The 13,460-nt window shown below is 46.3% G+C and carries 11 protein-coding genes; 8 read left to right on the top strand and 3 right to left on the bottom strand.

Annotated elements, in window-relative coordinates; genetic code table 11:
- The 8 genes from ABZD21_RS07320 to ABZD21_RS07285 all read left to right on the top strand — a co-directional run.
- Nucleotides 1-457: hypothetical protein (locus ABZD21_RS07320; RefSeq protein WP_372774008.1), on the top strand; the 457-nt coding region annotated here is incomplete at its 5' end.
- A gap of 228 nt (nucleotides 458-685) precedes the next feature.
- Nucleotides 686-1,120, top strand: coding sequence for a PaaI family thioesterase (locus ABZD21_RS07315; RefSeq protein WP_372774007.1), 435 nt, complete (start codon nucleotides 686-688; stop codon nucleotides 1,118-1,120).
- Nucleotides 1,113-2,285 (top strand): chorismate-binding protein, encoded by a 1,173-nt coding sequence (locus ABZD21_RS07310; protein WP_372774006.1) that lies wholly within the window; start codon nucleotides 1,113-1,115, stop codon nucleotides 2,283-2,285. The genes ABZD21_RS07315 and ABZD21_RS07310 overlap by 8 nt, the downstream gene beginning before the upstream one ends.
- Complete coding sequence (gene menD / locus ABZD21_RS07305; protein WP_372774004.1) at nucleotides 2,224-3,906, top strand: 2-succinyl-5-enolpyruvyl-6-hydroxy-3-cyclohexene-1-carboxylic-acid synthase; 1,683 nt, start codon at nucleotides 2,224-2,226, stop codon at nucleotides 3,904-3,906. Before ABZD21_RS07310 ends, menD begins: the two co-directional genes overlap by 62 nt.
- Before the next feature lie 76 nt (nucleotides 3,907-3,982).
- Nucleotides 3,983-4,807 carry a 1,4-dihydroxy-2-naphthoyl-CoA synthase gene (gene menB, locus ABZD21_RS07300; RefSeq protein ID WP_372774003.1) on the top strand — a complete coding sequence of 275 codons (825 nt, stop codon included), beginning with the start codon at nucleotides 3,983-3,985 and terminating at the stop codon, nucleotides 4,805-4,807.
- A gap of 126 nt (nucleotides 4,808-4,933) precedes the next feature.
- Nucleotides 4,934-5,845 (top strand): 1,4-dihydroxy-2-naphthoate polyprenyltransferase, encoded by a 912-nt coding sequence (locus ABZD21_RS07295; RefSeq protein WP_372774001.1) that lies wholly within the window; start codon nucleotides 4,934-4,936, stop codon nucleotides 5,843-5,845.
- Nucleotides 5,842-6,867 carry an o-succinylbenzoate synthase gene (menC, locus tag ABZD21_RS07290; RefSeq protein ID WP_372774000.1) on the top strand — a complete coding sequence of 342 codons (1,026 nt, stop codon included), beginning with the start codon at nucleotides 5,842-5,844 and terminating at the stop codon, nucleotides 6,865-6,867. The genes ABZD21_RS07295 and menC overlap by 4 nt, the downstream gene beginning before the upstream one ends.
- Before the next feature lie 114 nt (nucleotides 6,868-6,981).
- The gene (locus tag ABZD21_RS07285) at nucleotides 6,982-8,022 is read left to right on the top strand and encodes an AMP-binding protein (RefSeq protein ID WP_372773999.1); all 1,041 of its coding nucleotides are present in this window, start codon (nucleotides 6,982-6,984) and stop codon (nucleotides 8,020-8,022) included.
- 6 nt (nucleotides 8,023-8,028) lie between these two features.
- Here ABZD21_RS07285 and ABZD21_RS07280 read toward each other — a convergent pair whose 3' ends face one another.
- The 3 genes from ABZD21_RS07280 to ABZD21_RS07270 all read right to left on the bottom strand — a co-directional run bounded on the left by ABZD21_RS07280 (nucleotide 8,029) and on the right by ABZD21_RS07270 (nucleotide 13,435).
- On the bottom strand, nucleotides 8,029-9,042 hold the full coding sequence (locus ABZD21_RS07280) for a fatty acid desaturase (protein WP_372773998.1): 1,014 nt from the start codon (nucleotides 9,040-9,042) through the stop codon (nucleotides 8,029-8,031).
- Nucleotides 9,043-9,273: 231 nt separating this feature from the next.
- Complete coding sequence (locus tag ABZD21_RS07275) at nucleotides 9,274-12,027, bottom strand: DUF3352 domain-containing protein (protein WP_372773997.1); 2,754 nt, start codon at nucleotides 12,025-12,027, stop codon at nucleotides 9,274-9,276.
- Between the two features lie 148 nt (nucleotides 12,028-12,175).
- The gene (locus tag ABZD21_RS07270) at nucleotides 12,176-13,435 is read right to left on the bottom strand and encodes a peptidase U32 family protein (protein WP_372773996.1); all 1,260 of its coding nucleotides are present in this window, start codon (nucleotides 13,433-13,435) and stop codon (nucleotides 12,176-12,178) included.
- Nucleotides 13,436-13,460 lie beyond the last annotated feature (25 nt).

Raw genomic sequence — 13,460 nt, 5'->3', positions numbered from 1 at the left:
GTGGAACGGAATCCTGGGAGGAACTGTAAATACGTCCGACCGCTTTTCAACCTTAACTGAAGAACAGCTCAATCTCTGGCGGTTTTTGCAACCCCAAGACCGGCCGCAAAGTGCTGTTACACCGTTGTGGAGTATTGAGGACCGCGGGAAAGTGGCCGTTCGCCGATATAAATCAGAAAGAGCCTGGGGTATTTTATTTGTGAACGACAGCGATGAGCTGTTAGAAAAAACGTACCGCATTGAAGATTTGACCGAAGAAGAAAAATGCTGGATGTTCCTCTGGAGACCCGATTCGAGCATGGCTTTGGGCAACCTGAAAGAAGTAGAAATAAAGCTCGAGGCACACGAATCGATCTTATTATATGCCAGCGAAAGCAACGATGATCCACTCTCCGACCTGTCGATAAGCGGCGTAAAGCTCGAGAAATATTTGCGCAAACACAACCTGCTCGAATAAGGCCGCTTTCGTATGTTTTTGGTTGCGGAAAAAGCAGTTTTCACCTCTAATCTGTCAGCGATCATTCCATCAGGCAATATCATCCGCCCTCTCTGTTCGACTTCAATTTACAGCCATCTGATTTCCGGATCCTTCTCTCCCCTTTGGGTTTCGGGCAAATATGGATTGAAAACCTTCCTAAAATAAAAAGTTAACGCTATTTTAGGGCTTCAATTTGACAATCAGAAAATGGATTTTAGTCTTTTAAATATTGATACTCCGGTAGACATTCTCAATCAGGCTATGCAACACAGCCTGATCGGCAGTCTGGCTATTAAAATCGAAAAAATCGGATCGGGTGAAGTTCACGCGAGCATGCCGGTCTGTTCAAAAACCACTCGCCCCGATGGCATTTTGCATGGCGGGTCGAGTCTGGCGCTGGCTGAAACAATGGCCGGCCTGGGAAGTATGCTACTGGTTGACATGGCTCTGTTTGACGTGCGTGGCATACAAATAAACGGTAGCCACACCGGCAGTGTGCGGGAAGGATCGGTTTACGCAACGGCAAAAATCGTCCATCAGGGAAACCAAACTCATGTTTGGAATGTTGACATAACCAACAAAGAGGGTCGCTTGGTATCAACAATTCGAGTGACTAATATGATTGTAAAAAAGAATGGTTAAAGGGGAACTCTATACGACATTTTTCGACCAACTTATTCAAACGAACAGGCCTTTTGCCGCTTGGTCTGCACCTGGCGACTCAACACCTGAAATCATGATTGGTGATCCGGAGGATATTCTGGAGCTGAAGGACTTTAACCAATTAAACGGTCAGGAGGGTTTTGTATTTGCCCCGTTTCGAATAGAACCCGACTCACCCCTGATGCTTCTAAAACCGAAGATTTACCTCCGGGACGAAACAGCTGTTGCAAACTTTAATTTAAACGATCTTCCGGCAGTTCAACCCAACATTAAAAATCATATCGACTTTCATATCATCACCGAGCAGGACTATTTGAACGATATAGCAGAAACGGTACGGGTGATTCAAAAAACAAAACTATCCAAGGTTATTGTTTCACGCATAGTTCCGCAAAAGCGTGGTCACGAATCGATCGGCAAACTCTATGTCCGGTTGCGCAAGCAAACACCAAACGCCATGGTTTATTTGGTAAATTTACCCAAAGCCGGCTTATGGATGGGCGCTACTCCCGAGGTGCTGCTGCAGTCGAAAGGCAAAGCGCTGGAAACGGTGTCGCTGGCCGGAACACAATCGCGCCGCGATGACTCGGACTACAGTTGGCAAACCAAAGATATTGAAGAACAAGCGTTCGTTTCGCGATACATGCTCGACCTGTTTTTCAAATTCAAAATACACCCCTATACAACACAAGGCCCGGAGACACTTGAAAGCGGCCGCGTAGCGCACCTGAAAACCAGCTTCACATTCGCGGCCAAAAAGGTTGACGCACAGCTCGGAAACTTCATTGCGGAGCTGCATCCTACTCCCGCTGTTTGTGGGTTGCCAAAATCAAAAGCCGATCGTTTTATTTCCACCATCGAGAGGCATCGCCGTCGGTACTACACCGGCTACCTTGGTCCCTGGCGGATGAACGAGTGCATTAGATTATTTGTAAATTTGCGCTGCATGGAAATAACCCCCGAAAGCTATATGCTTTATACCGGTGGAGGAATTACCGGACGTTCGGTTCCGGCAGAAGAATGGGAAGAAACAAAGAAAAAAGCAACAACCTTATTATCCGCTATCAACGCTGTTCAAAAAAATGATTTCAACCAAGAAACACATCCAGCAGCTGGCTTCGCTGCTTCTGGCGAAAGGAATTGATGATGTCATCATTTCTCCCGGTTCGCGCAACGGCCCGCTAACACACACCTTTGCCGGAAGTGGTTTATTCAACTGCCGAACGATTGTCGACGAGCGCAGTGCTGCCTACTTTGCCATGGGCCTATCGCAAGCCAAGCAAAAGCCGGTAGTCATTGTTTGTAGCTCGGGCACGGCCACGCTAAACTATACTCCTGCCGTTGCGGAAGCATTTTATATGAATGTACCGTTGATCGTTTTGACGGCCGATCGTCCGGACTACTGGATCGATCAGGCTGAAAGTCAGTGCATCCGCCAGCAGGGAATCTACCAAAATTTCACAAAGAAAGAGATTTGTCTGCCACTTGGTGAATCGGAAAAAGAACTCTGGTTTGCAGCCCGCGAAATCAACGAATGCCTGAATCTGGCTGTTTCCGGAACACCGGCGCCAATCCATCTTAATATCCCACTGGAAGAGTCGCTGCACGACCTGCTGAACGAGCCTTTGTCTCCAATTAAAGTGATTGAAGAAACCGAAGTTGCTTCAACGTTAAGCGAAAACACAATCGACAATCTCGCTTTCGCCTTCAACCACTCGGCCAAGGTGTTGATTCTCGCCGGGCAGTCAGTTCCGAATCCGGGACTTGAAAACCTGCTTTCGACAATCAGCGAAAAAACCGGAGCGGTTGTATTGAGAGAGCATCTGGCAAATCTGAATGATCCGAATTTCTGCGGAAATATTGACTGTATGATGGCGGCCATTCTGGAAGATGCGCCGGAAGATTTTCAACCCGACCTGCTAATTTCATTTGGCGGCCAATACGTTTCGAAATCGCTGAAACAATTTCTGCGGAAAAACAAAGCACAACAACATTGGCATTTGAGTTTATCGGGCGAACATTTCGATACCTATCAATCGCTCACGCAGGTCGTAAAAATTGATGCTGCAGATTTCTTTGAGCTCATTCAACCCAAGCTGGAAACGAAAGAGAAAGCTTATTTACAACTTTGGAAGAACAAAGAAACGCAGGTCAATCGGCTGCGCGATCAATATATATCCGAGGCATCATTCTCGGATCTGACTGTCTTTGATCAAATAAGAAAAGCCATTCCTGAAAATTCAGTCATTCACCTGGGGAACAGCACCCCTGTGCGTTACGGACTAATTTGCGACGCGGTACACGATGCTCATTATTTTGGCAACCGAGGCACAAGCGGTATCGACGGATCGTTGTCGACAGCTGTTGGCTTTGCCCACGAGTCCGAGCGTTTGAACACAATCATTTTGGGTGATCTGTCGTTTTTTTACGACTCGAATGCGCTGTGGAACAATTACCTGGGAAACAATTTTCGGGTGATTGTGATCAACAATCGGGGCGGCAATATTTTTAGTCTGATCAAAGGCCCGGGTGAATCGCCGGCGTTCAAAGAACACTTTTTCACCGAAAACAAATTCAAGGCTGAAGGCATTGCCAAAACATTCGGACTGAATTATTTTAAAGCTGAAAACGCAAATGAGCTGGCTAATACATTGACAGACTTTTACTCACCGGAAACCGAAGGCCCGGCATTGCTGGAAATCTTCACCGATGCTGAAGTAAACACGGAAACATTCCGAAGCTTATTTAAGTTTGTGAAATCATGAGCGGACTGACCTGAAAAAAAACTTGACATTCCGAATAGGGAACTTTAAATAGAGATAACAAAAAACAAAAGATAGTATGAGCACAACAAGAAAATGGGAAACCATTAAAGAATACGAAGATATTTTCTTCGACTACTATGATGGGATTGGAAAAATCACGATCAACCGCGAGCAGGTGCGCAACGCCTTTCGCCCAACAACGGTGAACAACATTATCGACGCGCTGCATATTTGCCGCGAAGATCAGCACATTAATGTGATTGTGCTGACGGGCGCCGGCGATAAAGCTTTTTGTTCGGGTGGCGACCAAAATGTGAAAGGAACAGGCGGATACATTGACGAAAACGGAATCCCACGCCTCAACATTCTCGAAGTGCAGAAGCAAATCCGCAGTATGCCCAAACCGGTTATTGCTATGGTGAATGGCTTTGCCATTGGCGGCGGACACGTGCTGCACGTTGTTTGCGACATTAGTATTGCCAGCGAAAATGCCATCTTCGGACAAACCGGCCCCAAAGTCGGTAGTTTCGATGCCGGTTTAGGTTCATCGTATCTGGCCAGCATCGTGGGGCAAAAGAAAGCCCGCGAAATCTGGTTCATGTGCCGCCAATATTCTGCTGCCGAGGCACTTGAAATGGGGCTGGTCAACAAAGTTGTGCCGCTCGATCAACTGGAAGACGAAGTGGTTGCCTGGGCACAAAAAATGCAGGAACACAGCCCATTGGCTTTACGCATGCTGAAACTCGGATTGAATGCAGAGCTTGATGGACAAATCGGGATTCAGGAGTTTGCCGGAAACGCGACCTTACTGTATTACCTGACTGAAGAAGCACAGGAAGGCAAACACGCATTTCTTGAAAAACGCAAACCCGATTTCCAGAAGTATCCAAAATTTCCTTGATTCACGCGAAAGGATTCACTAAAAAACGGTAGTTGCGTCATTGGCAAGGAGGAACAACTGAAGCAATCTTGTCAGAACAAATTGCTTCGCTTCGCTGCCAATGACGCGCTCTGAAACATTTCCAGTATGGCAACACCCAAAAGTTGGATTAAAGCAGCCAGGCTGCGCACTTTGCCCCTGGCTTTGTCGGGCATTTTAATGGGCTCGGCATTGGCAGCCTTTTACGGCGCGTTCAACCTCAGCGTTTTTGTTTTGGCGATATTAACCGCCACACTCATACAGGTATTCTCGAACTTTGCCAACGATTACGGCGATTTCCAGAAAGGAACGGACAACCACCAACGACTGGGGCCAACCCGAACCATGCAGGGGGGCGAAATTCAACCTGCGGAAATGAAAAGAGGGATGTTCGTTGTTGGTGGCCTCAGCTTTCTACTGGGCATTGCCTTGGTTTATGCCGGAACCTGGCAATTTTGCAAGATCGCCTTTTTCGGTTTTATCGGCTTGGGAATACTTGCCTTGCTGGCAGCATATTTCTACACTGCCGGAAAAAAATCATACGGATACATTGGATTGGGCGACCTGTCGGTGTTCCTGTTTTTTGGTTTACTACCGGTAATTGGCGTCTTCTTTCTGCACGCCAACTTTGTGGAAACAGCGATTGTTCTGCCAGCCGTCAGCATGGGCTTTTTCAGCGCCGGGGTACTCAATTTAAACAACATGCGCGACATTGAAAACGATCGGCATTCGGGAAAAATAACCATGGCCGTGAAAATGGGTGCCCGTAACAGCCGAATCTATCACACCGCCATCATTCTATGGGGATGGTTGGCCGCCATCATCTTTACCTTGCACCAACAAGAAACAATGTGGCAATGGCTGTTTGTGCTGGTTCTCCCACTTTTCATTATCGATCTGATAAAAATTTACTCCACCAATGAAGATCGAATGCTCGACCCTTTTCTCAAACGGCTTGCACTCGCTACGTTGGCTTTCACCCTGCTTTTTTCGGTCGGGTTAATCTTCAGCATTCTATGATTGGCTATTTCAAAAAACACGAACTGGAATTTAAGCAGCCCTCCGGAACTTCGCGCGGGGTGCTCAAAACACGAACGGTGTGGTACCTATATCTGGAAGAAGCTGGAACAACCGGCGTTGGCGAATGCGCTCCGCTTCCGGGATTGAGCATTGAAACGCCGGAACAAGTTGACTACATGATCGAAGATGTTTGCTCCGATCCCTTGTATTTCGAGGAAAACAGGGAATTGCTCATTGACTACCCATCCTTACGATTTGCACTGGAAACGGCCTTGCTCGACTTGCGAAATGGCGGCCATCACCTGCTATTCCCGTCGGCTTTTACAGCCGGCAAAGCCGGAATCCCGATTAATGGTTTAATATGGATGAACGACGCCGAAACCATGCAGAGCCAAATTGAAGCGAAACTAAACGAAGGATATCGGTGCATCAAACTAAAAATTGGCGCCATCGATTTTGGTCGGGAACTGGATCTGCTAAGGTTTATCCGCAAACGCTACTCAAGCGAACAGGTAACGTTGCGTGTTGATGCGAATGGCGCTTTTAAAGTTGATGAAGCAAAAGAGAAACTGCAGCAGCTGGCCGAGTTCAACCTTCATTCTATTGAACAACCAATCGTGGCCGGACGCTGGGCCGACATGGCCAAGCTATGCGACGACACGCCGATCCCCATCGCGCTGGACGAAGAGCTGATCGGCATTAACAAACACGAAGACAAGCAATTGCTACTGGATATGATTCGTCCGCAGTACCTGATATTGAAGCCCAGCTTACACGGTGGATTGTCGGGCTGCGATGAATGGATTGAACTGGCCAAAGAACGGAACATCGGTTGGTGGATCACCTCCTACCTGGAGTCGAACATTGGACTGAATGCCATTGCACAATGGGCTTTTTCAAAAAATGCACGAACGTATCAGGGATTGGGCACGGGGCAATTGTTCACCAACAATATTGATTCGCCACTCGAAATTCGTGGCGAGCAGCTTTGGTTTGACCCCGCAAAGGGTTTCGACCTTTAAAGGATTTCGTCGGTCGTTGTTACCCTGAATTCATTTCAGGATTATACGAAACTGGCGACAGATTGCAAAACAAGCCCAGAATGACGCTGAAACTTAAAATTTAGAATCTTAAAGTTGAAACTATTTCCCTCCCATATCACCGTAAACGGTCAACCAACAAAGGTTGAAAGCCTGCTTGCCAATTGCGAAAGCACGATAGGTTGGGAGCGCGACTGGCTGGATTTTCTGACAGAGTGGTACAACGATCGGGATTACATTGAAGTGACAACATCGGGCAGCACCGGTGAACCCAAAACCATCAGACTTCAGAAGGATTTCGTTGCAGACAGTGCCCTGCGCACAATTTCATTTTTCGACCTAAAAGAAGGCGACCGGATTTTACATTGCCTCCCCTGCCGATTTATTGCCGGAAAGTTGATGGTTGTTCGTGCGCTGATCGGAAAGCTGGATCTGTACGTTATCGACCCATCGTCGAACTTCGAAATTTTGCAGTCAGACCTTCATTTTAAATTTGCCGCGATGGTGATCAACCAAGTTGTGAAGTGTTTGGATTTAGAAAGCTGGAATCTGAAATTTTTATTGATTGGCGGTTCTGCCATTCCCGCGCCAACCGAGGATAAGCTACAGGCAATCGGCACCACTTGCTTTTCGAGCTATGCCATGACCGAAACAGCGACCCACATCGCCCTGCGCCAACTCAATGGCGGGGGCAAAGACGAGTATTACCACTGTCTGGACGGCATTCGGATTAGTGTAAACAGCGAACGCTGCCTCCGGATTGAAATGCCCGGATTGAAAGACGGCTTTTTGCAAACAAACGATCTGGCTGATTTGCAGGATGAAAACACCTTTCGCATTCTCGGGCGAGCCGACAACCGAATCATTTCGGGCGGGCTTAAATTTTCGCCCGAAGAATTGGAGAAAAAGCTGGAAAGCGACATCCTTCTGCCATTTTACATCACCTCCAGGCCACACCAATCATTGGGGCAACAACTTGTTTTAGTGGTTGAAGGTGAAGAAAATTCAACCCAAATAAGTGAACTGACTAAAATTTGCCGGGAAAGGCTGGAAAAATACGAGCAGCCACGCGAAATTATTTTCATACGTAAACTTCCACGAACGGAGAATGGCAAACTAAGGCGCCTGCCTGTTTAACCAACGCTAAACAGGGTTACCACCAATGGACACCATTCGATGCAACTTTTCGTCCCAAAGCCTCAGTTTCAGCGACTTCAAGCTTCCGATAAAAGTAACGGGCGGAACGTTCTGAAAGATCTCATTTTCTTTGAAACACCGCTCCAGATTATAGTTTGGAATCCGGGGATTTAAGTGATGGATATGATGAAAACCGATATTGCCGGAAAACCATTGCAGCAACTTTGGAAACTTAATGTATGAACTCCCGTTTATGGCTACAGTCCGAAAATCCCAATCTTTCGCTCTAAACCAGCTAACATCGGGATATTGATGTTGCAGATAAAACAACCATAAACCACCAATAGCGGCAACATAAAGAATGGAAAGCTGGAGGATTATAAAAGTTGTAAAGCCGATAAGCAAGCCCATTACAACAAAAAGCAACAACAGCATCAGGTTTGTAAAATAAACATTCAACTTGTCTTTTCGGGGCATATCTTTTCGGGTAAACCGATTCTGAATCAAAAACAAAAACAACGACCCGACGCCAAAAATAGAGAACGGGTTCCGGTAAATCCGGTATTTTATACGCTCCCATTTTGTAGCGGCTTTATACTCTTCGCGGGTCATCACCCACACATCTCCGCGCCCTCGGTTATCCAAATTTCCAACCGTTGCATGATGATCCATATGCTGCCGATGCCATTTGTAATAGGGCGTGAAAGCCAGAATCCCAAAGGTCATTCCCACAATGGTATTCGCTTTTTTAGAGTTGAAAAAAGAACCGTGTCCACAATCGTGAAAAATAATAAACATGCGAACGAGAAATCCGGCAGCCAACACAATAAGGAAAGCAGTGATCCAATAACTGATTGACAAACTGTATATAATCAACCCCCAAGTGACAAGATAAGGAACAAAGGAGTTTACGATCTGCCAAATACTTTTACTTATTTCCGATTTGCTGTAAACTTCCATTCGTTTGGTGAGCTCTCCCCAGGACGGAAATTCGGTTTGTTGGTGTTCTTTTATGTTCATGATTAAGCCCGATTTAGTGAAGGCTTCTACCTCCCTTAAACGAAATTTCGATAAACCGGGTTATGAAAATACCAACGAAATTTTGAATTATGATTGTTTAAAATGAAGCTCATTCACAGCACCTCCCGGCCACCGTGACTTGGATCTGCCACCTAGCCACAACCGACTGATTCGGTTGGCCGACAAAGGACAACAGGAGCTTCGGCCCTACTGGGAGAGCGCCGAATCCGCCTAGTCTACCTTATAATTAAAGAAACTATTATCCTCATTACCAACCAATAGGTTAAAATACGAATTACCACTAGCCAGAGAACCTATGCTAAAATCGGTATTGCCCTGTAGCGAAAAACCATCGTACAGCTTGCCGTCCACATTCACCAAATACACCCGGTTTTCGTCGCGACAAACAAGCCCAATTTTTTTATCGTTATTGGTAAATGTGTAGATATTTGGTCGGTTGCTGATCGGACTTGAAAAATCGCGATCGAACAATTCCTTTCCCCTGTCTGAGTACGCTGCGAGTTGCTTGCCGTCAGTCAAAATAAAATCGGTTTTGCCATCATTGTTCAAATCCTCGGCTACAAAAAAGTGCCCGGCCCCAAAACTGCCCAAATCCCGGGTCTCTGTTTTACCGTCGAAATACTGTAAAATAACCTTCCCCTTAGCATCGGTTGTTGCCAAGGCATACTGCCCGCCCTTCGCAAGGTAAAGGTCGTTACCGGAGTGTTCAAAACTCTCGGTCTTCACACGAACATCACCCTGTCTGTCCAGGATGTAAGTTCGGTAACGATCCGCACAAACCAGATAATCCTTCCCTTCAATCCGAAAATGCTTGAGCGGTTCGGTAACCTGCCCATCCGTATTTTCGGCTTTCCACCCCTGCACACTTTTCCCATCGCGGTCGTAAGCATAGATCTGCTTATTCTCACAAGCGACAAAAAAGCGGTAATTCCGGTTACCATCATAATCGAACACCGCGACGCCATTGGTTGCCGGTGCACGAAAACTCACCGGAAACTTCGCCACATGGTTGCCATTTCGATCGAGCAGATACAGCTGACTTTGCGTATTGAAAAGGTATTGCAGTTTTCCGTTTCGGTAATAATCGACCTGATGTACATCGCCTAAAATCTTGCCCGAAAGCTTTATTTTCCAGAGTCGTACACCTTCCTTATTAATCAGATACAGATTGTTGTTATTGTCCTGCACAATGACCTCCTTATTCTGTCGGTCGTTGTGATTGGTAACAAGCTGTGGCTTGCCGGAAATTGTAGTATCCAGCTTACTTTGCCAAACCGTTTGCGGCTCCTCCTTCAATATCGGATCGAAACGCAAATAAAGGTTGTTCAGCAATTCGCCCGAGTTGCTGGAGATTTGCCAACCGAGTCCGTAAAACTTACGCAAAACCTGTTCGTTGTTCTTAATCGCCGAAACGGTTTCCTCGTTCAAATAATAGCTGTGAAGGTTGAAAATTCGTGAAACATTCAGGTAAAAATAGCAGCTGGAACGGCTGGCCATTTGCTGATTGAACTTCTGGAAAGGAACATCTCTCTCCAAGGTTTCCGACAAAACCAGATCGTGAATGTAACTTTTCAGCGCAGTTTCATTATCGGAAAAAATGAGGTAATTATCGTAAAAACAGCAATAATTACAACTCACAGCCGAAAAAACCTCTCCAAACAGCAATTCAGCCAGGTCAGGAATTGGAAACTCATAGATGTTAAAAACCCGATCTTCCTGCAGTTTATATTCAGTTTGAGTATCCTGAAGTGTTTTTTTAGCTCCTTTGGCAAAGTTCTCCAGAACAGGCAACATAGCCTCTTGAGCCAGTGTCCGACTTTTCACTTTCGCAATGAAGAAACGGTTTTGTGTCGGTTCGTTTTGCAGCACCGAACCAAATGCCAAGGCAAAATCATCATCCGAAATCTCTTCGAATAGCGGAATGAGCTTTTTCTTTCCCTGGCGCTCAACAATTGTCAGTCGCGTATCGCGGTTATAAAAGCTACTCCCCTGCTTCTTCAGAAACTCCTCATAATCGTCCTGAAAATCCTTGAAATTCTGAAGATTCAGGTTTACAAACAAACTGGTGTTCGCCGAAAGGGCTTCGTCGATCGAAAAACGCTGGCCCTCCTGTTTACGCAGCACACTCAGGTAATTATCCGCTGTGTTGCCCGAAAAGCTAAATCCATTCAGCAGCAGTTCGTTTTTCTTCAAAATAACATCCAACTCGCTCCAATCAGCAAAGTTTGCAAACTGGCGCGCCACCGTCCGAAAGTCGGGTGTCAACAGTTTGTCGAGTAAAATCGAGAGTTTTTTATGATTGATAAAAACGTTGAAATCGGAGCTGCTACTTACGGTTGAGTACAGCTTTTGAAATTGCTCCTGACTCAACAAGTTCTCGCTGCTAATTTGCCGAATGGCTTCTTCAACAAAAATGGCATTCCGGCTGAACAGGAAAATCCCTTTCGACTCCGAAAAAAAGTATTCCTGCCCGTTAATCCGATACTGATAAACCTCCTGTCCATCGTACATTCGCTGCGTCAGCTTACCACCGGATTCCTGCTGTTGTCCTTCAAAGAAACCAATCATCGCCTGGCGTTCTGCTCGGTTTTCCAAGCTAAATGCAAACAAGGCGCCGATATCATTCTTCCCTTCCGGGTTGAACGCGATTAAAACCGATTTTGATTGAATAGCCTCCCGAAGATCCTCGTTTGCGGCCATAAGGCTCTCCAGTTGAGTTGCATCATTCCAAAACGATTTCAGCCAGTCTACTGAGCGCAATTCCACCACAAGTTCGTTGTTCGATTGCAGATCTTCGACCAGCGAGCCTAACTCGGGAATCTCCACAACCAATGGTGTTTTAAGCGGGATGGCCTGAAAAGCAGAATTCTCGGAATAGCTGGTGGTTTCGCGGATGGTAAAATACCAAACCGCCCCAAATACAACAATTAAAATCAGAAGAAGAGGAAGAATAAACTTACGCATACCAATAGGTTTTGCTCAAAAATAGAAAGATTATTAAAATGATTTTGACGCCCTTTCAAAAAGAAAGCTGCCATCTGAAGCAATTTGCTTACCCGAACAAACTAAAAACCGACAACCACCGACTGATTGTCGACCAACTTGGGTGGAGCTACTTTCGATGTTTCACTTCGCTGGCCGACACAATTTTATACAGTTTATCCGACCGACGAATTTTTTCCGGCAGTTTCACCGAAAACAACTCGCCTTTTTGGGTTTCGTCAACTGGTTTCAAGTCCACCCGAATTTCATCGACGGTTAGTTCAACAACGCCGGTGCTGGGCCCGGTAACCAATATTTTATCGCCAACCCTGAGCGTTCCTGTTTCCATTTTAAATTCGGCAACGCCAATGTTCGGGAAATAATTCATGCCTTTGCCCAGATACACTTTGCGCTCGGTAGCCAATGATCCGTAGTTTTTGCTCCATTCGCCAAGTCGCTGTCCCAAATAGTAGCCATCCCAAAATCCGCGGTTAAAAACGGTATTCAATCGCGAATCCCATTGGGCAATTCGTTCGTCGGTAAATTCTCCGCTAAAGTAGGCATCAACAGCTTCGCGGTAACATTCCACAACGGTTTTCACATACTCCGGGGCCCGGGCCCGCCCTTCAACTTTTAAGACCGAAACACCGGCATCGAGCAGTTTATTTAGAAAATGAATGGTTTTTAAATCTTTCGGCGACATGATATATTCGTTGTCGACTTCCAACTCGGCTCCGGTTTCCTTATCCGTTACGGTGTAGGCGCGGCGGCAGGTTTGCATACAACTTCCGCGGTTAGCCGAGCTGTTCATCTCGTGCAGGCTGAGGTAACATTTCCCGGAAACAGCCATACACAGCGCTCCGTGAACAAACATTTCGAGCTGCACCAGCTCGCCTTTGGGGCCGCGAATATCCTGAGCTTTGATTTGGCGGCTAATTTCAGTAACCTTTTCCATATCCATTTCACGAGCCAGCACCACCACGTCGGCAAACTGCGCGTAAAACTTCACGGCTTCAATATTGGTAATATTAACCTGGGTTGAAATATGCACCTCAACGCCAATGGACCGGGCAAACAGGATCGCCGAAATATCACTGGCAATAATCGCCGAAATTCCCGCTTCTTTTGCCGCCCGAATGGTATCGTGCAGTTTATCAAGTTCATGATCAAAAATAATCGTATTCACCGTCAGATAGGTTTTCACCCCATGACGATGTGCTTTCTCAGCAATCGCTCTCAGGTCGACCAGCGTAAAATTGTTTGACGACCGAGAACGCATGTTCAGCCCTTCCACTCCAAAATAAACCGACCCGGCACCTGCCTGAATCGCTGCTGCCAATGATTCGTACGAACCAACCGGCGCCATAATTTCTATTTCTCGTCTTTCCATTTTTCTAGTAAATCGACCACAAAAT

It is taken from the genome of Mangrovibacterium sp. (genome assembly GCF_041596335.1).
Lineage (GTDB): Bacteria > Bacteroidota > Bacteroidia > Bacteroidales > Prolixibacteraceae > Mangrovibacterium.
The sequence above is the reverse complement of the archived record's forward strand: the minus strand, read 5'-3'. Positions and strand labels throughout refer to the sequence as shown.